This is a genomic window from Alkaliphilus oremlandii OhILAs (genome assembly GCF_000018325.1).
Classification (GTDB): Bacteria; Bacillota; Clostridia; order Peptostreptococcales; family Natronincolaceae; genus Alkaliphilus_B; species Alkaliphilus_B oremlandii.
Genome location: NC_009922.1, coordinates 836,533 through 859,447 on the forward strand (window position 1 = coordinate 836,533; position 22,915 = coordinate 859,447).

The window sequence follows — 22,915 nt, forward strand, 5'->3', positions numbered from 1 at the left end:
AATGAATTGGCAGGTAAGTTACGCTTATAGAATTCTCAATTTATGGTATGCTGTATATAACATAATAAATTAAAAAGGAGTGATGAGATAATGGAACAACGTAAGTTAGTATTATTTATTGCTTCAACTTTAGATGGGTACATTGCAACAAAAGATCATAACTTGAATTGGCTCTTTAACGTTGAGGGTGAAGGTGATAACGGAATATCAGAATTTTATAATACCATCGATACGATCATGATGGGGAGAACTACTTATGATTGGCTTATGGCACATGAAGATGTTTTTCCATACAAAGATAAGGCATGCTATATTTTTTCTAGGGCACCAAGGGAAGATACGGAATATGTAACTTTTGTCAATAAAGATATCGTTTCATTCTCCAAGGAACTAAAAAACAAAAACGGAAAAAATATTTGGCTTATGGGAGGCAGTGAATTAATTTCCGATTTTATCCTAGAGAAATTAGTTGATGAAGTTATAGTCACTATTGCGCCTGTTTTGTTGGGCAGTGGTATTCCTTTATTCAGGGAAAATAATGTTCAAACACTTTTAAGATTGAATAGCATAAACCGATTCAATCAATTTGTAGAACTTCGCTACGAAGTTATAAAATAAGCCATACTGCTTCATTGTCAATTGGCATAATAAAGGTAGTGCTCAAGAGTATAGATTTAGAGTAGAAGACTTTAACGTAATATTTAGTGAAGATGATGGAAACCTAACTCTAATGATTATTGAAGCTAAGTCAAAAAAAGCGGTATACTATTTAGGAAGAAAGCTATAGAAAAGTTTAGATAATTGAGGAGGTTGGCATTTGGCAAAGCAATACACAAAAGAGATGATTCAAGAAAAATTTATAGAGATGCTAAATGAGCGTCCGCTTAATAAAATTACGGTGAAGGATATTGCTGAAATATGTGAAATCAATAGAAATACATTCTATTATTACTATACAGACGTATATGCACTTTTATCAGAGATCTTTCAGACAGAACTTCAGACAGTGATCGATGAATACAGTGATACCCTTTCTTGGGAAGAAAGCTTTATAGTAGCTGCCAAGTTTGCTCTGGAAAATAAAAGAGCGATTTATCACGTATATAATTCTATGAGAAGAGAGGATGTCGTAAATTACATATATAATGTATCCGGCAATGTAATGAGCAGATATGTTGAGAGGGTAAGTGATGGAATTTTAGCATCCTCTGAAGATAAACGACTGATAGTTTCTTTTTACCAATGTGCCTTGACTGAAATGGTAGTCCGGTGGATTGCCTCTGGAATGAAGGAACATCCGGATACTATCATTAGAAGAGTAGGGGAGCTCTTTGATGGAAACATTGAATTATCCCTTAAAAGAAGTGAGAAACTGAATAAAAATTAGGCATATGAATCATCATGCCTATAAACTAGACAAATAAACCGTAGTGTTGGATATTCTAACACTACGGTTTATTTATCTAATGAAAAGGATATGGGAAAGATTTATTATAGATTTATAGAAAGCAGGCCTGCTAAATATTTAAGAAAGAGGAGATAATTATGAAATTAAAAACATTTGATAATAGACTTAAGCTTACAAATGGAACTTATCATTCTTTAGTAAATGCAAGAAAACCAAAGGGAATAGAAGATAAAAAAGCTTATTTAATTGGTACAGGAATTGGTGCTTTGGCTGCGGGCTGCTTCTTAATACGTGATGCCCATATGGCTGGAGAAAAGATTACATTTTTAGAACAATTAGATATTCCAGGTGGATCTTTAGATGGGGCAGTTCGCCAAAATGCAGGTTATGTAGCACGTGGTGGACGTGAAATGGGACATTATTTTGAAGTGTTATGGAATTTGTTCAGTTCATTACCCTCTACAGAAGATCCTAGTATGACTGTATTGGATTATTTCTACTATACAAATTATGATGATCCAAACTCTAGCAATTGCCGTATTACTAAAAACCGTGGTGAACGCTATGACAATGGGAAATTTAATTTAGGCCAAGAGTTGGCAATGGAGTTAGCCACCTTTGTAATGATGTCAGATGAGAGTCTGGAAAATAAAACGATAGAAGATATATTCTCTGAAGAACTTTTAAATAGTGATTTCTGGACATATTGGAGAACAATGTTTGCTTTTGAAAACTGGCACAGTGCCTTAGAGATGAAACTATATATGAATCGTTTTATCCATCATGTTGGAGGACTGCCAGACCTTTCAGCTTTACAGTTTTCCCGTCATGACCAATATACTTCCTTTGTAAAGCCAATGGTTAAATATTTAGAAGACCATGGTGCTAAGTTTGAATATGGGATTACCGTTGATAATGTTGAATTTTCAATTACAGAAGAGAAAAAAGTTGCTAAGAAAATCGTTGCAAGAGATAAAGCGGGGAATGATGTTTCCATTAATCTAACAGAAAATGATCTGGTATTTATAACAAATGGCTCTATGACTGAAGGCTCTGGATATGGGGATGACAATACGCCAGCTCCGTTTAACAAAGAGGCAGGTGGATGCTGGACACTATGGAGAAATATAGCTGAGCAATCAGATGAATTTGGAAGGCCAGATAAATTTTGCACAGATCCAGAAAAGTCCAATTGGGAATCTTGTACAGTAACTTGTCATGATGAACGTGTTCCTGAGTATATTGAAAAAATTACAAAGCGTTCACCATATGGTGGACGTACTGTAACAGGGGGGATCGTTACAGCCTTAGACTCTTCATGGTTAATGAGCTGGACAATAAATCGTCAAGAACAATATTATGGACAGCCTGAAAAAGATGTTGTTGTTTGGGTCTATGGATTATTCTCAGACACTCCAGGAGACTATATTAAAAAGCCGATGAGAGATTGTACTGGTAAGGAAATCACAAAAGAATGGCTATATCATATAGGCGTACCTGTAGAGGAAATAGAAGAACTAGCTAAAAGCTGTACTGCAGTTCCTGTTATGATGCCATTTATCACATCTCAATTTATGCCACGTGAATCTGGAGACAGGCCATATGTTGTACCAAAGAATGCAGTAAACTTTGCTTTCTTGGGACAATTTGCTGAAACCTTAGATGATCCTGGACGTGATACTGTATTTACTATTGAATATTCTGGACGTACAGCTATGGAAGCAGTATATGTTTTAACTGGGGTTGAAAAAGGGGTTCCTGAAGTTTATGCTTCAAGATATGATATACGTTATTTATTAAATGCTGGTAAATGCTTATTAGACGGTGAAAAACCAGAAATCAATATATCACCAATGATGAAGCAGATGATATTACAAAAAGCAGCAGGAACAGAAATTGAAATATTATTGAAGGAATATGGAATTATTTAATAAAAACCAAATCCGATAATTTGATTAAAATCCCGTTTTTTAGAAAATGGGATTTTAATTTATATTAGATGATCAAGGAGGATGCATTTATGGTAGGAAAGGTGCCAAGAGAAAATTATATCCCTACGATAGAAGAAATGGAAGATTGGTATAAAGAAGATCTGAGGGTTAAAGCCTTAAATTCATTGGAAGATGAAAATAATAAAAAAGTAGAGGATCAGGGCGATTTTTTTAGAGCATTTAGAAGATTGGATAAAAGAAAAATCAGAAGTATTTCTGGAACTGAAAAAAATGATTTTTATTACCAAAGATATGTAGATTATATAGAAAAAGAAACAGCAGAGAAAGGAAGGGAAATAGAAGCAATCGAAAACTTAATTGCATATGAACGGTTTTTTCTCAACTGGGAAAGAAGAGTTAACAGGGAAGGTAATAACTCTCGCCATTATGGTAGCAATTCGGCCACAAGATATCGTGTTGATGCCATAAGAAGATTGGAACAAGAATTAGAAAGAATTTTAAAAGAGTCTAAAGAAGCATGGGAATTTTATTATAAACGCCAGTTAATAGAAGATATAGAAGATAAAAAAAGGCAGCGTTTAATAAATGTACCTTATGTAGCTGAGGCAAAACGAAAAGTAATAGACTCATTGAACTTAGGCGTACCTGTATATATTGTAGGGCATTTAGGAAGTGGAAAGACCCAATTGGCAACGGAAGCAGCCCTAGATTTTACCATAGAAAACAGAATTCAAGAAGAACTAGAGAAAAAAATGAATGATTGGTTTTCTCTCAATCCAAATGCTGAAGAAAAGGATGCAGTTGAGAAGTTTAAAGAATTTAGTGAGGAAAGGAAACAGTATTATAAAGATGTTTTAATGAATGGAAGGAAAGAGGAAATAGAACCTTTGCAACCCCTGTTTATTTCTGGTTCCCATAACCTGACTTATGAGGATATGTTTGTAGAAAAAACCTTGTCCCTTAATCATAGCTTTTCACAGGGTTCCTTTGCAGATTATTTAAATATGATTATAGAGGACTTTTATAATTGGATGGATGAGCATAAAGAAAAATTAGATGCAATGACAAACGAGGAGCAATTACAGTTAAAGATTCAAATATGGAAGAGCTTTTCTGATCTATTAGTGGCAAGCAATAGCGCTTTTGGTACTGAAATTAAGAAAATAGAGAGAGAAATTTTAACTGCCGTAAAGGAAGGCCGCCCTGTAATTGTAGACGAATTAAACACTATTGCAATGCAAAACTTAATTGGATTAAATGATATATTGCAACGCCATGCAGGAAGCACAGCTTATATAACGGGCGTTGGCCCGGTGATGATTAAACCTGGATTTGGATTTATAGGTACAGGAAATTTGTCTACTGAAATGGTAAATTATGAAGGAACAAATGAATTAAATCCAGCTTTTAAATCAAGATTTGTAACTATTGAATATAATTATGTACCCCAAAGTATAACGGGCTCCCTAGAGGATCAGGAATTACGGGGAAAAAATCAGCTTTTTAGAGTAATACTGACAGGATTAGCTGATCAAAATGGCAATATTCATATTCCTGATTCTAAAAGAACATTGGAAGAATTATTTAGATTTTCTCAACTATGTAGAGTCACCCAAAATGTTTTCATGGGGAAATGGAAAGATGAAGGAGTACAAAGAGAATCTTCCATAGAAAATTTGGAGTTAAGAGAAGCCGTATTATCTGTTCGTAATATTTTACATGTTCTGGATAATTGGAATCAAGGTGAAGATAAAGACTTATCCAAAGCTTTGTGGGATGGATTTATAAGTTCAATCACCTATGCCGATGATCAAAATTATATATTATCACAGGCAGTACGTTTTGGGTTCTTTCCTGCAAGCGAAGGATGGGATGTAGAAACAAAGGCTGTGGGGGAAGCAACAACTATATATGAGGAAATCCGTACTCGTCCCTATAAATATGTCCGTCCAGAAATAGAGACTTTAAGTTATTTGGATATAGTTCACCTTATATTTGGTGAAGGACCTGGAAGAAAAAATTTACCAGAGGAATTAATCGAAGTTTTTGAAGCCACTATAGAAGATGTGTCAAAAATTCATAGTAAAAAATATCAGGAGTTAGACCAGCGATTATATCACTTAGAGCATTCAAAAAAACTACTGGAATATTTAGAAGAGAATTTAGAGGAGAATGAGGAAGGCATATGAAATTAAACTTGTCTGTTAATGGAGAGGATTATAAAGATCGGATTAAAGACTTAAGGAAGAAGCTAAATGAATGTAAGGAAACGGGAATTTTAGATGAGGATTTTGAAAAAGAGCTGGAAAGACTTTCACAAATAGAAGAAGAGCTGTTGAAAGAGTTAATTCCCTATTATAGGCTATATGGAATTAACACAAAGAAAACTTCCATGAAGTTAATGCCCATTGAAGAGCTTGGAAGCTGTAGTTTTAATGGCTTTCCACAGGATATATTAAGAATCAATGAAAACCTTTTTATAGTAAGCAGCCTAAAGGGAAAGGTGAAGTTTTTCTATATAAATTTTCCTATAGATTCTTCTAAGGGGAAAATTCAAGTAGAGTGGAGTAAGGACATAAAAGGAATAAAAGAGGGAATATCTATTATATACAAATTGAATCACAGAAGCATTTTGCTTTTAGGCGTAAGGGGAGGGGCATACGTTCTTTCAAGTGATGATTTTAATAAATTACCAAATGTAGATGAAGAAATAGCCATAGAAGAGATTCATCATAATTGCGATTTTAAGGGATCGAGAAGTGTTTTAGAGGTTAGAAATAATATCTTTGTAGTAGTAGATGAAACAGATAAACTAAATATAGTTGAAGCAATAGAAAAAGAGAAAGAGTATTCTTTGATCCATCACTGGGATAGAGGTTGTACTATTTTAGATTGGACGGCTATGGAAAGAATAGAGGATGATTTTTTTGTAGTGGGAACAAAAGATGGCATAATTTATTTTATTAAATATGAGAACGAAAAATTGAATATTGTAGGGCAAGTAGATGTATTTAGAGACAGAATAAGAAAGATAGCACCCTTAGCGTGTGAAGATGCAGACAAAAAATCTATTATGGTAGTGGGAAATAAGGGGCAATTTAAAGTTATTACCCTAGGCGAATATAAAATAATAGAAGGAGATAACTTAAAAGGTAATTTGTTCGATATTGAATCTAAGGATGGAACAGCGGTGGTCTTAAGTGAAGATGGCGTAATATATTTATTTGAAGAAAATTTTGATCGATGGTATTTGAATAAGGATGCTACAATTGAAAATATGTTTTTTACAACGGTATTTAAACTAACTGCTGCAAATTATTTGCTGATGGATATGGGAGGAAAACTAAATATTTTAGATATTGATCGACTTCATACACCAGAAGATCTATGGAATATGCCGTTATATCGATAGGAGGTGGGGGTATGTTTGGTGAAGAAGGTTTAATTGAGGAAGCTAAAAAACACTGTGAAGAGTTTTTACAGAGAGAGCAAAGATCCCTTGCTACCTTTACCAGAGATTCTAGTTTAATATATATGCCAGAGGAAAAGTTAGAAAGGTTTGTATTGAATTCTTCGAATGGCGTTTTATATCTGCCGTTGGCAAGTTTTTTAAATAAAAATTTAGATGAAAATCAAATTATGTGGCATATATACTATGAATTGGCCTTATATTCTGATTGGAAGAAACAAGCCAGAAAATATTTAAACAGGCGGAAGGACTGGCAGAAAGAAATCGATCATATGTCCAATTATATTTTATTAAAAATAAGAAAAGATGGACTGGAGGGAGACCCAGCATATAGCCCTAGTATGATATCAAATTATGTAAAAAAGGAAATTTTAGACTTTTTATATTTATTCGATAAGTATGTATCCTTTCTGAGAGTTTTGCAGATATGTCCTATATATAGGGATGATGAAAACTTTAAAAAGATTCTTTTATATATGAAGCAAACAGGAAGAAGCAAAGAGGCTATTACTAAAGTGCCTAGACATAGGGGTTTTATCAATGGTTTTATAACGATTGAGCTGTACAAGGAAGAACCTGAAATAGAAGGAGCTATTGAAAATCCCTTCCATAAGAAAATTTTTAATCGGCCTTTTTACGAATTTGTTCGCTATGAGTTAATTAGACAGATAAATCAGGAGAAAGGAATTGTTGAGAGAGATCCATTTCTCCGCTCTTTTGTATTTCCCACATTTGAGAAGCTGTGGAAACAAGAAATTGATGAAATGGAATTTCACAGGTCAACAGAACAAAAAGAAGAGAAGTGTCAAGAAAGCAATGGGATCTTTGAACAACCTAAGGCAGAGGAAATACAAGATTCACTGGAATCAACCCAAGAAGAGGTTGAAAAGATTTTAGAAGAAATAGCAGATCAAGAAGAAAATATAATAGCCCATATGGAAAGTATTATGGAAGGCAAGATAAATCTAGAGCCCTATGGAGTAAGTCAGGCGGATCAAGAACTCTTTCAATTTTACTCAAATAAAATGAAGAAAGAAAGAGAGGAAATGAAGAGGTTTTGGAAAAAACTAATAGGGGATGCAAGTAAAGAAATAAATATAAAAAAGTACAATCAAGTAAAAGGGAAACTGGATATAGATAATTTGATACATTCGTATCCAGATTTCCTAGAGGCTGAGAAAAAAGGGAACTACAAGAACCTTCCAATTTTTAATAGATATCTGCTGGAATCTCAAACAAACGTATTACCAGAGAAAATAGAAATTTCTTTTGTTATAGATAATTCAGGCTCAATGAATGAAAGAAAAATAGATGCCACAAGAAAGGCCCTAGCAGTAACACTGTTATCCATAGATGATTTTAATAGGTATTTGGAAAAAAACATAGAAAAACTAAAACAAAAAATAGAGGTTCAAACAGAAACTTGGTTTTTTGGCAGCAGATGTTATAATGTTAAGGAATTTAATTATAGAAGTTCAGCGGAAAAAGAAAAAAGTGATATAATTCGTTCAATTGTACGCTTAGATGGAAACGATGGTGCAACAGATGATGGAGCCTGCTTAAAAGAAATATCCAATACCATCACACCAAAACAGGAAAATAGACTTAAAAAAGGAAAGCAAATAAAGATAGTTTTTCAAATTACAGATGGTGCATCCAGTTTTCCGGGGATGGCAAAGGAGGCTGTAGAAGAATTATTATCTAAGAATGTTATGGTATATGGATTCCAAATAGGAAAGAACAACGAAGCAAATGAAAAGGTATTTAAATTTGTATGGAGGGAAGGGTATAAAGAGCCCCATGGAATCATCCTTGGTGAAGAGGTAGAAAAGTTACCAAAAGAACTATTGAAGGCAGTAGGTCAGAATATAAAAACTGTTTTTAACAAATGATATAAATAAGTTCTAGTATTAGAGGCATAAAAATATTAAATAAAAAACTTACTGATAAATTATTGAATTGTAATCTTAAATGGACTATACTTTAATTGTATAGAAATAAACATGAGGTGATTAGATAAAATGATCATATAATCTTATCCGGGTTTTGGAAATTAAGGTAATATAGGCAAAATTGATATATCTTTTGATGCTTAGGATATATTATTTAGTGTTGCTTAAATTACCATAAGTTTTGGATAGGATTATAATCGTGTCAACTCAACTAGAATTTATAGGGTATTAATTCACTATTTTTATTGTGGAATAGTTTTTGATGCTAAATTTATGTATGATACTTGTAACCTTTCCAAGACTTTTAGTTGGGAAAGGTTTTTTTGTTTTTAAAATAAAAGGAGTGAATGTTTATGATGGGACCTGATAAAAGCAAACTTTATCCAAATGAAAATATAAGGACAGTTTGCTTTATAAGCAATTTACCTAAAAGGGCCAATGTTGAAATTGGAGAGTATACCTATTATAGTGATAATAAAAAGTCTCCGGAGAAGTTTTATGATCGTATAGAGCATCACTACGAGTTTCTAGGAGACAAACTAATCATAGGGAAGTTTTGTGCAATTGCAGAAGGTGTAAAGTTTATTATGAACGGTGCTAATCACAGAATGGATGGAATTACAACCTATCCTTTTAACATCTTTGGCAGTGGGTGGGAAAAGGTGACCCCTACAATAGAGCAGCTTCCTTTCAAGGGAAATACAGTAATCGGAAATGATGTTTGGATCGGCCAGAATGTTACCATTATGCCTGGGGTTAAGATTGGTGATGGTGCAATTATTGCCGCCAACTCGACTATAGTAAAAAATGTTGAACCTTATACCATACATGGTGGAAATCCAGCGAAGTTTATCAAGAAGCGATTTAGTGATGAAAAGGTTGAATTTCTGTTAGATCTTCAATGGTGGAACTGGGATGAGGAGAAAATATTCAATAACCTTGAAAAGCTAACCTCAGAGAGGGGCTTAGAACAGCTAATGGAACCATGTCTTTAAAGTATATTGAATTTTAGGATTATGGTCTATTCAAGTTATTGTAATAAAATTGTAAATTTCTTTTTTTGCTTCCATGTTAGAATAGGTAAACATACACTATCAAAAGGAGATGTGAGGCATAATTATGAAAAAAGCACGGAATATTTTACTAGTCACTTTAATTTCATTTACAGCACTAACAGCTTGCGCGAGTCCGTCAATAAATGGGAAAGAAGAGTATAAACAGAGTTTAACATACTCAAATTTAGCAGATGCATCAAGTCAAGATGAGGTAAGAAAAGCTATGGAATCAGCTGGAATTACAGCTGAAAGCATGGATTCCTTTTTTCAAAGTGTTAATAACTTTAATAATACCATTGAAAAAAAAGATTTAGTAGTGGATGGATTTAGCACTATTGATCGTCTGGAACCTGAGTATGATTTGTTGGCGATTCAGGAAATGTGGGATACTAAAAATCCTATGTTTATTGGTTATAACTGTAGAATTACATCTTTTGATTTAATGAAAAATTCGATTTTTATTGGTAAAGTGAATACAAAAAACTCCAGTGAATTATTTATGGATGAGGATGCTTTGAAAAATAGTCCTAAAAAGCTATTGAGCGAAGTAGAGCAAGAAGAATTTAAGACTTTATTTTCTTTTGTTCCAACAGAAATGACAAAAGATATATCGATTCATCTCAATAAGGTAAAAGAAGATTGGAAAGCTAAGGATATTAGATTTTCAAATAAAGCTAAGATTTCTCTTATTTCTGTTTTCTTTCATTCTGACCTAGATAATTATTTATTTATTGGACATGCAGGGGTTTTAATTCCAGCCGAAGACGGAAAACTTTTATTTCTCGAAAAGTTGTCTTTTCAAGAACCATATCAGGTGATAAAGTTTAACAATCGTGTTGAATTGAATGATTATCTGATGAATAAGTATGATGTGTCTTGGAATCAACCGACTGCGAAGCCTTTTATTATGGAGAATGATGAGCTCCTAGAAGGATATAGAGAAAATCCGAATAACCCGGAAAGTGACTCAAAATAACAATCAATATTTTAAATAGATACAATACTTTTTACTTCAGCAACGTAAAATATTGTTAAATCATCAGCGAAGTGAGAGCGATGGGATTGTAAAACTTACGATGTTATGATATACTTCTATTTGTTTGAACAAAAAATTGAATATTAAGTTAGAAGGGGAGCCTATATTGATAAGCTGAGATAGAAATGTTATTTCTGACCCTAAGAACCTGATTTGGATAATGCCAACGAAGGGATTTAGCTAGGATAGATGTTTATTTTTGCTGTATACTTTTGTTAGTATACGGCTTTTTTGTTTTTGTAAAGGAGGTGAAGTATACATATGTTCACAATAATAAAAATAGGAACAGGGTATTAGGAGGGGTAAAAAATATCAAGTAAATTAGGATAGGAGAAGAGGAAAATGAAATATACAACTCAAATGGATGCTGCAAGAAAAGGAATTATCACCAAAGAGATGGAGATCGTTAGCAAAAAAGAAAATATGGATATAGAAATACTAAGGGAGAAAATGGCGAAAGGTCAAATTGTTATTCCCGCAAATAAAAATCATAAATCTTTAGACCCAGAAGGAATTGGTAGTGGGTTGAAGACGAAGATCAATGTGAATCTTGGGATATCTAGAGATTGCCCCAATGTAGATGCAGAGTTAGAAAAAGTAAAAATTGCAATAGATATGAAAGCAGAAGCAATTATGGATTTAAGCTCTTTTGGCAAGACAGAAGAATTTAGACAAAAGTTAGTAAACATGTCTACTGCTATGATCGGTACTGTTCCAATATACGATGCAGTAGGCTTTTATGATAAAGAATTAAAAGATATTACAGAAAAAGAATTCTTGGATGTAGTGCGAAAGCATGGAGAAGATGGTGTTGACTTTGTTACTATTCATGCAGGGCTGAATCGGGACACTGTTAAAACATTTAAGAAAAACACTAGAGTTACGAACATCGTTTCAAGAGGGGGCTCTCTACTATATGCATGGATGGAATTAAATAATAAAGAAAATCCTTTTTATGAATATTATGATGAATTACTAGAGATATGTGCAGCGTATGATATGACCATAAGTCTGGGGGATGCTTTAAGACCGGGCAGTATAGCAGACGGTACTGACGCATCGCAGATTGCAGAGTTAATGGTATTAGGAGAGTTGACAAAGAGAGCTTGGGAGAAAAATGTACAAGTTATAATAGAAGGGCCAGGACATATGAAGTTAAATGAAATCGAGGCAAATGTCATATTGGAAAAGAAACTCTGCCATGGAGCACCCTTCTATGTATTAGGTCCATTGGTTACTGATATCGCACCGGGGTATGATCATATAACATCAGCAATAGGTGGCGCAATAGCTGCAAGCCATGGGGTGGATTTTTTATGCTATGTGACACCAGCAGAACACTTAAGACTCCCTACATTGGAAGATATGAAAGAAGGAATTATAGCTTCAAAGATTGCTGCTCATGCAGGAGATTTGGCTAAAGGAGTACAAGGTGCAGATGAATGGGATTTAAAAATGAGTAAGGCTAGACAGAAATTAGATTGGGAAGAGATGTTTAGCTTGAGTATCGATGATGAAAAAGCGAGAAGATATAGAAAAGAATCTAGTCCAGAGCATGAGGATAGTTGTACAATGTGTGGAAAAATGTGTTCTATGAGGAATATGAATAGGATTATGGAAGGCAAAGATATAAACATACTAAGGTCAGAGGATTAAAATGAATATAAAAAAACTCACAATTTCAGCCATGTTTATTTCCTTAGGGGTAGTTCTTGGAAATCTAGTGTATATCCCAGTAGGAATATCTAAATGCTTTCCAATTCAACATACAATAAACATATTATCCGGAATTATGCTTGGACCTTTTTACAGTACGAGCATTGCATTTTTAATTTCACTAATTAGGAATATCATGGGTATTGGAAGTCTTCTAGCCTTTCCTGGCAGTATGATCGGTGCACTTTTAGCAGGTATCCTACATAAGAAGACGAAAAATAATTATATGGTGGCTATTGGTGAAATTTTCGGCACTGGAATAGTAGGGGGGCTTGTAGCTTTTCCTATAGCAAAATATATAATGGGAAAGGAAGTATTGGCTTTATTCTTTGTGTATCCATTTATTCTAAGTACAGTGGGTGGCGCTATAATCGCTCTGATTATTATTAAAGCTTTTGGACAGATAAAAGATAGGCAATCACTGCTATAGAATTATAACTAATAATATGCAGAAATAAGGATACGAGTAAGAATTTTGACATATGCAACATTATATCGAATACTATTTAGTTTATGATATATACTGAAACCATTGCAAACAATTAAATGGTTTGCAATGGTTTCCCTCTATGATAGGTTATATCAAAGATTTTTATTCGTTTGGCTGAAGGGAGAGGACTTTCACCAGATAGAGGGATTAAATCTTTCTTCCAGATGCAAATGCTGTCATTTTGAGAGATATGCTTACTACAAATAGGGTTTGATTCTAGTCTTAATTAACCTTATTAAAAAACATAAAGCCCCTATAAATAATACTGCTATGGATTAGAAAGTATGGCTGCCGACTCGAATATTTTAAACCTGATACTTTAAGACTTTCCTATTCTAGACGATATGTATATAAAGAGTAAAAAGGAGGACATCATCATGACTAAGATTGAAATAAATTCTGTCAAAACAAGCTACCCGTTAAACTCAAAGAACCATAGTGCAAAAAATATGCATAATACTGAAAAGGTAGGACCTACTTCGGATTATTTTGAAGTTTCATCAGACGGAAAAGAAATGCTTAAAATTAGTAAGAAAATGGAAGGGAACTCTTATCATCTTGATAAAGTAATGAAAATCCATGAAAAAGGGTTTTATAAGGTACCAACAAAGGAAGAAAGTGATTATTATTGGGCAGCAAGAAAAAGTAACCCAGAGCTGGATTCGTATTTATATGAAAGGGATAAAGCAGAAGCACTTAAGCTTATGGGGCAGGTACAGTCCATATTGATGAAAGTAATTTCGGGTCAACCATTAACCCCAGAAGAAGAAAAAATGGTAAAGAATGATCCTGCTTTACAACAAGAAATTCAAATGCGAAAAAGTAAAACCGAGATATTGAAGTAAAAATAGTTTCTGTTATTTGCAATAGTGACAGTATACTGAAACATTAGAATCACCATCAAAAGGATTTCCAAAATGATGAAACCATGCCTTTTCCAAGAGGGTAATAGCCTCAATGATTTCTTCTTCATTTAACATGCTAAATCCCAACAGTATCATATTGTTTGAGTAACTTTCTTTTATATACCAAAATGGTGAGATGGGATAAACCTTGATCTTATGTGCTTTTGCTATCTCAATTAACCAATCCTCATGCTCTCCATTAACAAATTCTAGAACGATATGCAAACCTGCATTATTACCGTGTATTATAACCTGATCTCCCATTAAATTAGTGAGGGTTTGTACCAAGATATCATGTTTCCTTTTATAGGAAAGTCGAGCTTTTCTTAAGTATCTTTCCCAGTGACCACTGGACATATATAGACTTAATATTTTTTGCTGTAACCATGGAACCGTTGGGTAATACCCGTTAAATAATTCATTGTATTTAGAGAGTAACCATTTAGGTAAAATCATGTAACTCATGCGGAGTCCTGGTGATAGTGCTTTTGAAAATGTGCCCAAATAAATGACTCTTTCATTTTGATCGATTGATTGGAGCGATGGGATCGGTCTAGAATGATATCTAAATTCACTATCATAGTCATCTTCTATGATCACACCATCATTTTGAGTTGCCCAATGAAGGAGATGAATTCTATTTTGGATAGGCATAATAACACCAGTAGGAAACTGATGGGAAGGTGTAATATATACTAGTTTTGCTGAAGATTTCTCTAATTCTACTATATTTATTCCATCGGATTGTACAGGAATCGGATTGATTTCAAAATTATTATTTTCAAATACAATGCGAGCACCATCATATCCAGGCTCTTCAATTGCAATTTTAGGACTATATTTAGAAAAAATCTTGCATATCAAATCTAATGCATGCTGATTTCCTGAACAAATAACGATTTGTTCAGGCGTACAAGAGACGCCCCTAAAGCCCTTCAGATAATTCATAATTTCTATTCGTAAATCTAACTCACCTTGTTTATCATTATAAAAATTAATTTTTTTGGAATCAATAGATAAAAGAGCCTGTGCGGTCAAACGCCGCCACAGCGAATATGGGAATATTGAATCATCAAAACTCCCATATTGGAAATTATATTTATAGAATAAAGAATCATCATTAAGTAAAGCTGACTCACGATCATAGGCTTCTATAGTGCTGCGTAACTTATCTGAAATTTTACTTGGATGAAAGAACAACTCTTCGTTTATATTTTTTACAATAAAACCTGATCCTGGGATGCTTTCAACATACCCCTCAAGAGAAAGTTGGGAATATGAGTTTTCTACCGTATTTCTAGAAACACATAATTCCTTTGCTAATACCCTCGTAGAAGCAAGCTTATCTCCTTCAACGAGAGCACCTCCAATAATATCTTCCTTTATCTGCGCATAGATTTGTTGATAAATTGGTATTTCAGATTTCTCATTAATATAAATCATAAAAATCACCCCATAACATATTCAAAAACTGTATCCATCATTTAGTATCCAACTGGCACTTTAAGCATATCCAGTATATGATACAATGTTACTATAAAGGCTATGATTAGTAAATAGATGGGTTATTTACAGCATAACAATGACCAGAGTTTCAAAAAGGGGAGAGAATTTTATGCAATTTAGAATGAAAAATCATCAATTAACCAAAGAGCAGGCAGAGGATTTATTAGAAAGATCAAAGGATTGTGTCCTAGCAACGCAAGGCAGCGATGGATTTCCATACGCCGTACCAATGAATTTTGTATATTATAATGATAAAATTTACATGCATGGACTGCCAAAGGGACAAAAAGTGGATAATATTAACCTAAATTCTAAAGTTTGTGTTGAGGTTCATGAAATGCTAGGCTTATTATATGAAGATATGGATGTAGCCTGTGATGTAAATGTTAAGTACAATAGTGTGATCATACGAGGATATGCAAGACTTATTACGGATACAGAGGCTAAAAGAGAAATACTAAATAAAATAGTAAATAAATATACGCCTCAATTTTCAGGGGAAGTCCTGCCGGAGAATATGGTCAAGGGCACTGGCGTTATTGAGGTGGAAATCAAAGAATGGACAGGTAAATATTACAAATAAAGTACTTGCTAAAGAAAGACTATGATGGATGATGCCTTTATCATAGTCTTTTTGCATCCCAAAGGTGTGTGAAGACCAAAATAGTGACAATGTATTATTAAGGTACGATAGAGTTAATTGATGAAAAAAACTGGACATATATAATATTAGAACGGGGGAAAGATATGAGAACTGAGCAGGAAATAATGAACTTGATGCTTGATATAGCAAAACAGGATGAGCGCATTAGAATTATGATATTGGAAGGGTCCCGTACCAACGTTAATATTCCTAAGGATGAATTCCAAGATTATGATATGACCTATTTTGTAATAGATATAAAATCTTTTATTTCAAACGATGAATGGCTTAAAAAATTCGGAAATATTATAATGATGCAAAAACCAGAGGATATGGCATTATTCCCGGCTGAAGAAAGTGGATACTCTTATATTATGTATTTTGACGATTATAATAAAATCGACCTAACCTTATTGCCCTTAGAAGAACTGGAGGATTATTTGAATGGCGACAAGTTGATGAAGGTTATCCTAGACAAGGATGCAAGAATACAGCGGCACATTATTCCCACCGACATTGATTACCATATAAATAAGCCCAGCGCACGGGAATACGATGACTGCTGCAACGAATTCTGGAATACAACGCCTTATGTAGTCAAGGGGCTGTGTCGTAAGGAGATTTTATTTGCGATTGACCATCTAAATCAGATTGTTCGTCATGAACTCCTAAGGATGATATCGTGGAAGGTGGGCATCGAAACAGGGTTCAAATTAAGCGTCGGCAAAAACTTTAAGTTTATTGACCGATATATATGCCAAGACCTGTGGGACAGGTTTTTGTCTACCTACCAAATGGATTCATATGAAAAAGTATGGGAAGCATTGCTCCTATGCCACCAACTGTTCAGGGAAGTGTCCGGTGAGGTAGCGAAACAACTGCACTATACTTATCCGAAATATGATGATAATATAACAAAATATACCCTAGACATGAAAAGAAAATATACAAGTTAAATTGATGTTGGTATACTTATATGAAAGATATCCTAGTATGTCAGGGTTTTAGAGGATAAGACGTAGGCAGTGATCTTTAAACATAATTAAAATTTAATTGTATGGAGGGAAGGATAATGATTACCGAAAAATGCAATTCGCAACAATTAATTCTTGAAAGTAAAGGAATATTCATTATTACAGGAATTATGGCATCGGGAAAGTCAACAGTGGCGCAGCTTCTTGCAGAACGTTTTCCAAAGGGCGTTCATGTACATGGAGACATCTACAGAAAAATGGTTGTTGCTGGACGTGAGGAAATGTCACCTAATCCTTCCGAGGAAGCATTGAATCAGCTTGACCTTCGGTATAAACTGGCTGCTTCTACAGCAGATGCATATTTTGAGGCAGGATTCAATGTAGTTGTACAAGACAATATCATTGGAAAAATGCTTCAAAATTTTGTAGGAATGGTTCGAAACAGGCCTTTATTTGTAGTAGCACTTTGTCCACGCCCTGAAGTAGTAGCTAAAAGAGAGGCTGAAAGGCCTAAAAAAGGATATGGTGGCTGGAGTGTTGCGGAATTTGATAGACTTTTTCGTGAAGAAACGCCAAGAATCGGGTTATGGTTGGATTCATCGGAACAAACACCGGAAGAAACGGTGGATGAAATTTTGGCAAGGGCTTGGGCGGAAGCACGTATTGCTGAATACTAAAAGATGGGTGGAAAGGTTAAAGAACAACAAAGGGTCAAAAATCGATGAAAAACATCGGTTTTTGACCCTTAATCATAGGCTGAAAAATAGATGATGTTAGATCCATCAATTATTTTTTATAAAAAGATCCAATAAATAGATGGTATTTATGCTAGAAATCATCTCATTTAGGTTGGATATCATGTTATGAGGGGGTAATACCCAGAATAAAAAAAGCTTTTTTTAAGAAGGATAGTAGAGAAGGTCGGATTTATAAACATGAGATCGATCAATGTGCAAAAGAAATTCTCTGTCCAAAGTGTAACGGGGGGTAGGTTGAATGAAGATATTTTAAAATGTAAAATAAATAATAAAAATATTTACGACTATTGTACAATGAGTATAGAGAATTTAATAATTGACTTAGAAGGTTTAAACATAAAAACACAAAAGAAGTGATAGATTCCATTCTAAAGAATTTATATAACTTTAGATTAGTAGGGCTTGATTATTTAAGTTTAAATAGAAATACTGGAAGTCTTTCTGGAGGAGAGTCTCAAAGAATCAAAATTATAAAACAGCTTGGAAATAGTCTTGTAGATTTATTATATATATTAGACGAACCTAGTATAGGACTGCATCCAGAAGATATATTAAAGATAAATAGATTAATAATCGATTTAAAAAATAAAGGAAATACAATACTCATTGTTGAACATGATATTGATGTAATAAAGATTGCTGATAATATTATAGAATTAGGACCGGAATCAGGTAAAGGAGGTAGGCGAAAGTGGTAATTGTTTATGAATCAAAGACAGGTTTTACAAAGCGGTATGCCGAGATGCTTGCTAAGAAGACAGGATTAAATTTTTTTGGGGTAAAAGAGCTTTCAAAGGTTAATCGCGATGAAGAAATAATCTTTCTGGGTTGGATGAAGGTTGGGAAGATACAGGGTCTTGATAAACTAAGAAAATATAATGTCAAAGCTGTTTGTGCATCGGGCACTGGACGAACTGCTGAACCGAATACGGACACAGTTATTATGAGGAACAAGATCGAAAGCATCCCATTTTTTTATCTGCGTGGTGGATGTTTTCCTTTAAAGGAGATAAAGGGTATGGATAAAATCATGCTAATTATGTTTGTAAACATGCTTAAAAGCCGCAAGGAAAAAGATGAAAAACTCGAAGAAGCCATTTCTATTATTGAAAATGGTTTTGATGGCGTAAACGAAGAAAATCTTACGCCTATTTTGGAGTGGATCGCCACAAGGTAAAATGAGCTGCTTGGTGAGTCCATATCCACAGAGGGTTCTTTTTGCTACATATTTGAAGATTGCAGTTGCCGTGTTAAATGAATGCTCCAAGAACACGAGAAAAGAAAAGTGGGCCATTGATATTTGATACACGATCAAAATAATTTAGGATAGGGTAGGTTCATATGAGCATAGGTTATGCATGTAAATTAATTGGAGTACCGAATACGGATATGAAAGCTTGTACACTAAAAAATGCTAGCGACGAAAGGCTAACTGAATTAATGGAACATAACATTAATTCGCTGAGTAATATTATTGATTATAATATACGGAACAACATAAGGCTATTTAGAATAAGTTCTGATCTGATACCCTTCGGCTCTTCTGAATTTAATCATATAAAGTGGTGGGAAGTTTTTCAAAAAGAGTTGATTTACATAGGTGGAAAGATAAAAAATTCTGGTATGCGTGTTTCAATGCACCCTGGACAGTATACTGTTTTGAATTCAAACAAAATAGAAGTGGTAAAAAAAGCGGTGGATGATTTAATCTATCATACAAGGATTCTTGACAGTATGGAATTAAATCAGGAGCATAAGATTGTTATTCATATTGGAGGGGCATACGATAGTAAAATATTATCGAAAGAAAGGTTCGTTAAGAATTATAAAACTCTACCCGAAGAGGTGAAGAAAAGACTTATCATAGAAAATGATGATAAAATTTATACCATAGAAGAGGTGCTCAGTATTGGAATTGAGAATAATATTCCTGTGGTATTCGACAATCTTCACAATGAAATTAATGCACCAGAAATAAAAAGAAGTGAAATTGATTGGATCAATAAATGTAGAGACACATGGAAAAAGGAAGATGGTACCCAAAAGATTCATTATTCACAGCAGGCAGAAGGGAAAAGGACAGGCTCTCACTCAAACTTTATTGCTATAAATGAATTTATGAACTTTTACAATACTATAGACAAGGACATAGATATCATGCTTGAGGTGAAGGATAAAAACTTATCATGTATTAAGTGCATCAATTGCACCACACCTCATCTTAAGATCAGTCGATTGGAAGAGGAATGGAGCAAGTATAAATATACGGTTTTAGAAAAATCCCATAACAAATATCTTCAGATTCGACAACATTTGAAAAATAAAAATAATATTTCACCTAATACTTTTTATACGCTGCTGGAGGAATCTCTTAAGAGTGATGGAAACAAAGGCAGTCAACTAAATTCCATTTTACATGTTTGGGGATACTTTAAAAGCTCAACATCATATAAGGAGAAAGAAAACTTTTTTAGAGATTTAGAGAAGTTTGAAACGAATCAAATTGGAATTAATGCTGTTAAAAAACACCTTAAAAAACTTTCTGAAAAATATAATAGTAAGTATCTTTTAAGCTCATATTATTTTTACATTTAGCTTAGGATAAGGCTATAATCATGGGTACAGAACGTAAATCTTGAGGGCTGGAGATGGCATGAAGAAAAGATTCAACTCAGAGAGACATTCGTATAAAAATTCCAACCACATATAACAGGAAAAAGGCTGTAATAAAAAATAATACAGAGGATTATTTTTATATTACGGCCTTTATACACAATCAAATTAAACCTCATTAGTTCAATCTATTCTTTGACTCTGGTATTGTTTCTATCCGCTAAAAATTTTATTGAATAAACGCCGGCTAGTGCAACAAGTCCATAAACAATTCTGCTTAAAAGAGCATCTTGCCCACCAAAAATAGACGCTACTAAGTCAAATTGGAAAATTGAAATAAGTCCCCAATTCAAAGCTCCTATGATGACAAGAATTAGTGCTAAGCTATCCATTGTATGCTCACCTCCTATTCGAATTTTATATTTATATTAGTCTCTAGGTATTATTTCCATAATATACTGATATATGCGTCGACAAAAAAATAAGTAATAGTCTAAAGTTTGTATTCACCGATAGAGAAGCCTAGCTGGAGATGATAAAACTAGATGTATAAAACAAATATCTAAAATACTAAAATGCATTTTTATTGTTATTTAAGTGGTAGTGCAGAGATTCAAAAATATAATTAAACTCGCCCCTTTTCAATAGTAGTTTCGCATTTTTTACTATAATACTGTAAAGGAAACTTGACAAAACTATAAAGGCGTGTTATTTTGAATGTAAAGGAAACTTGTCAAAAAAGGAGCGTAATTTATTGGAAAATAAAGTAGAAATATTGCGTAAGGAAAAAGGATTGAGTCAAGAAGAATTTGCTAAAATAATCCGCGTTTCAAGACAAACTATTAGTTCTATCGAGACAGGGAAGTATAATCCCTCATTAGAATTGGCATTTATTATTTCTAATTATTTTGGAAAACCAATTGAAGAAATTTTTATCTATAAAAGGAGGAATACGTATGAAGAGGCGTAAGGTTATAGAAGGATTAGTATCGTTGTTAGTTGGTATAACATGTTTAATTCATGCATTGCTATTTAAAACTAAATTAACTAGTTTATTAAGTGGATTTGCGGGAGCGGGCATTAGTAGTGGTACAGTTATATTATGGAAACATTATTATTGGTCGAAACCAGAAAATAGAAGTAAACATAAAGAAAAGCTAGAAAATGAAAATATTGAATTATATGATGAAAGAAAGACGATGTTGCGAGATAAGTCTGGTAGATATGCCTATATCGTAGGTTTAATTACACTATCCATTTCCATAGTTATATTCTCAATTCTTGGAAGTTTAGAAATTACGGCTGATACTCGTTTGATTGTTTTATACTTAGGTGGATTGTTAGTATTTGAATATATCATAGGGATCATTATCTATAAAAGGCTCAGTAAAAAGTATTAATAATTATAAATGAATTAATGAATACTCAAATCATTAAATGTAAAATTAAAAACATGCTTGGGTATATAGCTTGGATGTTTCCGATTTAAATACAGTGTATGGCAAAAAAATAGAACAGAAGATAGTACCAATGAATCGGTTGAAAATTTAAATTGGAAAAGAGGTATCGTTGGTTGATGGATGTGCAGATGAATTATATAATAGTATCGGTATCAATGAATTTCGGTCAATGAATTTGTGATTAAAGGGGATATTTGTATGAAAGATATGAACAAAAGGCAATTTGTTATACTTTGTGCCGCACCAATTCTTTGTATTGCAATGTTATTATTCATACCGCTACTGACCAACAAAATAGGAAAAACTGGAGGATATGTGGTGGGATTTTGTATTTATTGGTTTGTTTTCTGCCTTCCTGTTTCTTTATATAGCTGTAATGGGCCTCATGGATTGAAAGAAGTTTATTCTCAAAGAACCGACATTAAAACATCAGAAAGAGTGTTATGGTATATGATAGCCTTCATGCCCTGTGTAGCCACTTTTTTTGTTGTATTTAAGAATTTTGCTCCAATAGCAGGATTCCGAGTTTTAGTCATTGCTTTACTATATGCACTCATAAATGGAACGATTGAAGAACTATTTTGGCGTGGGATTTTCAATAAATTTTTTAATCATAATATTTTTTTATCATACATATATCCCACCATATTTTTTGGTATTTGGCATATATCATTATACTTTGCAAAAGGAATGGTATATCAAGGCGGATTCCTTCCATTAGTTGGCGGTGCATTTTTTATGGGGTTATTATGGGGCTGGGTTGCATACAAAACAAAATCCATTGGAATTGTAACCGTTGCTCATATAATAACTAATTTTTTCGCTTTTACAGGTATGATTTTTGAGAATTGGTTTATTTAACCATATTGTAGATTTTTTATATTTTCTTGAAATAGCATATTGTAAACGGTCTAAGTTTCAAAGGAAAATGAAGTAAAATAAGTATGCATTTTATCATAGCAAACAAATTTTAAATAT

At 33.5% G+C, this 22,915-nt stretch carries 22 protein-coding genes and 1 riboswitch; of the genes, 20 read left to right on the forward strand and 2 right to left on the reverse strand.

Annotation, left to right across the window (positions count from 1 at the left end; genetic code table 11):
* Window positions 1-90 precede the first annotated feature (90 nt).
* The 11 genes from CLOS_RS03925 (at window position 91) to CLOS_RS03975 (ending at window position 13,923) form a co-directional block, all read left to right on the forward strand.
* Window positions 91-618, forward strand: coding sequence for a dihydrofolate reductase family protein (locus CLOS_RS03925; protein WP_012158622.1), 528 nt, complete (start codon window positions 91-93; stop codon window positions 616-618).
* Between the two features lie 199 nt (window positions 619-817).
* A complete protein-coding gene (locus CLOS_RS03930; RefSeq protein ID WP_012158623.1) occupies window positions 818-1,387 on the forward strand; it encodes a TetR/AcrR family transcriptional regulator in 570 nt (189 codons plus the stop codon).
* Window positions 1,388-1,545: 158 nt separating this feature from the next.
* Window positions 1,546-3,339: an oleate hydratase gene (locus CLOS_RS03935; protein WP_012158624.1), complete on the forward strand. Its 1,794-nt coding sequence runs from the start codon at window positions 1,546-1,548 to the stop codon at window positions 3,337-3,339.
* An 89-nt stretch (window positions 3,340-3,428) separates the two neighbouring features.
* A complete protein-coding gene (locus CLOS_RS03940) occupies window positions 3,429-5,549 on the forward strand; it encodes a P-loop NTPase family protein (protein WP_012158625.1) in 2,121 nt (706 codons plus the stop codon).
* Complete coding sequence (locus CLOS_RS03945) at window positions 5,546-6,772, forward strand: hypothetical protein (protein ID WP_012158626.1); 1,227 nt, start codon at window positions 5,546-5,548, stop codon at window positions 6,770-6,772. The genes CLOS_RS03940 and CLOS_RS03945 overlap by 4 nt, the downstream gene beginning before the upstream one ends.
* Before the next feature lie 11 nt (window positions 6,773-6,783).
* Window positions 6,784-8,721: a vWA domain-containing protein gene (locus CLOS_RS03950; RefSeq protein WP_012158627.1), complete on the forward strand. Its 1,938-nt coding sequence runs from the start codon at window positions 6,784-6,786 to the stop codon at window positions 8,719-8,721.
* Between the two features lie 416 nt (window positions 8,722-9,137).
* On the forward strand, window positions 9,138-9,776 hold the full coding sequence (locus tag CLOS_RS03955) for a Vat family streptogramin A O-acetyltransferase (protein WP_408626283.1): 639 nt from the start codon (window positions 9,138-9,140) through the stop codon (window positions 9,774-9,776).
* A 124-nt stretch (window positions 9,777-9,900) separates the two neighbouring features.
* Window positions 9,901-10,812 (forward strand): DUF4300 family protein, encoded by a 912-nt coding sequence (locus tag CLOS_RS03960; protein ID WP_012158629.1) that lies wholly within the window; start codon window positions 9,901-9,903, stop codon window positions 10,810-10,812.
* Window positions 10,813-10,955: 143 nt separating this feature from the next.
* Window positions 10,956-11,064: riboswitch (TPP riboswitch) on the forward strand.
* 150 nt (window positions 11,065-11,214) lie between these two features.
* Window positions 11,215-12,528, forward strand: a complete 1,314-nt coding sequence (gene thiC, locus CLOS_RS03965) for a phosphomethylpyrimidine synthase ThiC (protein WP_012158630.1) — start codon at window positions 11,215-11,217, stop codon at window positions 12,526-12,528.
* A 1-nt stretch (window position 12,529) separates the two neighbouring features.
* Window positions 12,530-13,018 (forward strand): energy coupling factor transporter S component ThiW, encoded by a 489-nt coding sequence (gene thiW, locus CLOS_RS03970; protein ID WP_012158631.1) that lies wholly within the window; start codon window positions 12,530-12,532, stop codon window positions 13,016-13,018.
* Between the two features lie 437 nt (window positions 13,019-13,455).
* Window positions 13,456-13,923 carry a hypothetical protein gene (locus tag CLOS_RS03975; protein ID WP_012158632.1) on the forward strand — a complete coding sequence of 156 codons (468 nt, stop codon included), beginning with the start codon at window positions 13,456-13,458 and terminating at the stop codon, window positions 13,921-13,923.
* Window positions 13,924-13,935: 12 nt separating this feature from the next.
* Here CLOS_RS03975 and pdxR read toward each other — a convergent pair whose 3' ends face one another.
* Complete coding sequence (pdxR, locus tag CLOS_RS03980) at window positions 13,936-15,426, reverse strand: MocR-like pyridoxine biosynthesis transcription factor PdxR (protein ID WP_012158633.1); 1,491 nt, start codon at window positions 15,424-15,426, stop codon at window positions 13,936-13,938.
* A 172-nt stretch (window positions 15,427-15,598) separates the two neighbouring features.
* On the opposite strand from pdxR, the gene CLOS_RS03985 reads away from it, so the two are divergent.
* From CLOS_RS03985 to uvsE, 6 genes are all read left to right on the forward strand, one after another.
* Window positions 15,599-16,072, forward strand: coding sequence for a pyridoxamine 5'-phosphate oxidase family protein (locus CLOS_RS03985; RefSeq protein WP_012158634.1), 474 nt, complete (start codon window positions 15,599-15,601; stop codon window positions 16,070-16,072).
* Window positions 16,073-16,236: 164 nt separating this feature from the next.
* The gene (ant(6), locus tag CLOS_RS03990; protein ID WP_012158635.1) at window positions 16,237-17,088 is read left to right on the forward strand and encodes an aminoglycoside 6-adenylyltransferase; all 852 of its coding nucleotides are present in this window, start codon (window positions 16,237-16,239) and stop codon (window positions 17,086-17,088) included.
* A gap of 116 nt (window positions 17,089-17,204) precedes the next feature.
* On the forward strand, window positions 17,205-17,783 hold the full coding sequence (locus CLOS_RS03995) for an AAA family ATPase (RefSeq protein WP_012158636.1): 579 nt from the start codon (window positions 17,205-17,207) through the stop codon (window positions 17,781-17,783).
* A gap of 434 nt (window positions 17,784-18,217) precedes the next feature.
* Window positions 18,218-18,562 carry a hypothetical protein gene (locus tag CLOS_RS04005; protein WP_041718970.1) on the forward strand — a complete coding sequence of 115 codons (345 nt, stop codon included), beginning with the start codon at window positions 18,218-18,220 and terminating at the stop codon, window positions 18,560-18,562.
* Complete coding sequence (locus CLOS_RS04010) at window positions 18,556-19,041, forward strand: hypothetical protein (RefSeq protein WP_012158637.1); 486 nt, start codon at window positions 18,556-18,558, stop codon at window positions 19,039-19,041. The genes CLOS_RS04005 and CLOS_RS04010 overlap by 7 nt, the downstream gene beginning before the upstream one ends.
* A gap of 164 nt (window positions 19,042-19,205) precedes the next feature.
* Window positions 19,206-20,459 carry a UV DNA damage repair endonuclease UvsE gene (gene uvsE / locus CLOS_RS04015; protein WP_012158638.1) on the forward strand — a complete coding sequence of 418 codons (1,254 nt, stop codon included), beginning with the start codon at window positions 19,206-19,208 and terminating at the stop codon, window positions 20,457-20,459.
* Between the two features lie 206 nt (window positions 20,460-20,665).
* Here uvsE and CLOS_RS04020 read toward each other — a convergent pair whose 3' ends face one another.
* Complete coding sequence (locus CLOS_RS04020) at window positions 20,666-20,869, reverse strand: DUF378 domain-containing protein (protein WP_012158639.1); 204 nt, start codon at window positions 20,867-20,869, stop codon at window positions 20,666-20,668.
* A 362-nt stretch (window positions 20,870-21,231) separates the two neighbouring features.
* Between CLOS_RS04020 and CLOS_RS04025 the strand changes: the two genes are divergently transcribed.
* From CLOS_RS04025 to CLOS_RS04035, 3 genes are all read left to right on the forward strand, one after another.
* Complete coding sequence (locus CLOS_RS04025) at window positions 21,232-21,447, forward strand: helix-turn-helix transcriptional regulator (RefSeq protein WP_012158640.1); 216 nt, start codon at window positions 21,232-21,234, stop codon at window positions 21,445-21,447.
* Window positions 21,434-21,877, forward strand: a complete 444-nt coding sequence (locus CLOS_RS04030; RefSeq protein ID WP_012158641.1) for a hypothetical protein — start codon at window positions 21,434-21,436, stop codon at window positions 21,875-21,877. The genes CLOS_RS04025 and CLOS_RS04030 overlap by 14 nt, the downstream gene beginning before the upstream one ends.
* Before the next feature lie 258 nt (window positions 21,878-22,135).
* Window positions 22,136-22,798 (forward strand): CPBP family intramembrane glutamic endopeptidase, encoded by a 663-nt coding sequence (locus CLOS_RS04035; protein ID WP_041718972.1) that lies wholly within the window; start codon window positions 22,136-22,138, stop codon window positions 22,796-22,798.
* Window positions 22,799-22,915: the final 117 nt, after the last annotated feature.

What these genes read in the sequence shown, in the direction of transcription:
- thiC (WP_012158630.1), top strand. Translation starts at nt 11,215, where the DNA reads ATGAAATATACAACTCAAATGGATGCTGCAAGAAAAGGAATTATCACC.
- CLOS_RS04020 (WP_012158639.1), bottom strand. Translation starts at nt 20,869, where the DNA reads ATGGATAGCTTAGCACTAATTCTTGTCATCATAGGAGCTTTGAATTGG.
- CLOS_RS03975 (WP_012158632.1), top strand. Translation starts at nt 13,456, where the DNA reads ATGACTAAGATTGAAATAAATTCTGTCAAAACAAGCTACCCGTTAAAC.
- CLOS_RS03960 (WP_012158629.1), top strand. Translation starts at nt 9,901, where the DNA reads ATGAAAAAAGCACGGAATATTTTACTAGTCACTTTAATTTCATTTACA.
- CLOS_RS03925 (WP_012158622.1), top strand. Translation starts at nt 91, where the DNA reads ATGGAACAACGTAAGTTAGTATTATTTATTGCTTCAACTTTAGATGGG.
- thiW (WP_012158631.1), top strand. Translation starts at nt 12,530, where the DNA reads ATGAATATAAAAAAACTCACAATTTCAGCCATGTTTATTTCCTTAGGG.
- CLOS_RS03940 (WP_012158625.1), top strand. Translation starts at nt 3,429, where the DNA reads ATGGTAGGAAAGGTGCCAAGAGAAAATTATATCCCTACGATAGAAGAA.
- CLOS_RS03995 (WP_012158636.1), top strand. Translation starts at nt 17,205, where the DNA reads ATGATTACCGAAAAATGCAATTCGCAACAATTAATTCTTGAAAGTAAA.
- CLOS_RS03945 (WP_012158626.1), top strand. Translation starts at nt 5,546, where the DNA reads ATGAAATTAAACTTGTCTGTTAATGGAGAGGATTATAAAGATCGGATT.
- pdxR (WP_012158633.1), bottom strand. Translation starts at nt 15,426, where the DNA reads ATGATTTATATTAATGAGAAATCTGAAATACCAATTTATCAACAAATC.
- CLOS_RS03955 (WP_408626283.1), top strand. Translation starts at nt 9,138, where the DNA reads ATGGGACCTGATAAAAGCAAACTTTATCCAAATGAAAATATAAGGACA.
- uvsE (WP_012158638.1), top strand. Translation starts at nt 19,206, where the DNA reads ATGAGCATAGGTTATGCATGTAAATTAATTGGAGTACCGAATACGGAT.
- CLOS_RS03935 (WP_012158624.1), top strand. Translation starts at nt 1,546, where the DNA reads ATGAAATTAAAAACATTTGATAATAGACTTAAGCTTACAAATGGAACT.
- CLOS_RS03985 (WP_012158634.1), top strand. Translation starts at nt 15,599, where the DNA reads ATGCAATTTAGAATGAAAAATCATCAATTAACCAAAGAGCAGGCAGAG.
- CLOS_RS04035 (WP_041718972.1), top strand. Translation starts at nt 22,136, where the DNA reads ATGAAAGATATGAACAAAAGGCAATTTGTTATACTTTGTGCCGCACCA.
- CLOS_RS03950 (WP_012158627.1), top strand. Translation starts at nt 6,784, where the DNA reads ATGTTTGGTGAAGAAGGTTTAATTGAGGAAGCTAAAAAACACTGTGAA.
- CLOS_RS04030 (WP_012158641.1), top strand. Translation starts at nt 21,434, where the DNA reads ATGAAGAGGCGTAAGGTTATAGAAGGATTAGTATCGTTGTTAGTTGGT.